The following is a 356-nucleotide window of genomic DNA, read 5'->3' as shown; positions in this document are numbered from 1 at the left end:
GCTCTGACACGGTAATGTCAGTTCCCTTACGTGCTCCCGTTCCGACTTCTTCAAGTAACTCGCCACCCTTGTAGTGCACGCGCGTTCCTTGTGGTGCATCAGCCGTAGCCGTTTCTAAAACAACATCCGCAACTGACGCAATTGATGGCAGAGCCTCACCACGGAAGCCCAACGAGTGGACACGGAACAAATCATTACGTGACGTAATCTTAGACGTCGCGTGGCGCAAGAACGCCTTTTGCACCTGGTCAGCCTCAATACCATCACCGTCGTCAATAATGCGAATCGACTTTACACCAGCTTCTTCAACTAGCACGTCGATCTGATGACTATTGGCATCAATTGCATTTTCAACC

1 protein-coding gene is annotated in these 356 nt (G+C 50.6%); it reads right to left on the bottom strand.

All coding sequences use genetic code 11. The annotated features are described in order from the left end of the window. Positions 1 to 356, bottom strand: a 356-nt coding sequence (locus tag KH400_RS22725; RefSeq protein ID WP_217228513.1) for an ATP-binding protein, incomplete at both ends; no start/stop codon positions are given.

Source organism: Desertibacillus haloalkaliphilus (assembly GCF_019039105.1).
GTDB classification, from domain to species: Bacteria; Bacillota; Bacilli; order Bacillales; family KJ1-10-99; genus Desertibacillus; species Desertibacillus haloalkaliphilus.
The sequence above is the reverse complement of the archived record's forward strand: the minus strand, read 5'-3'. Positions and strand labels throughout refer to the sequence as shown.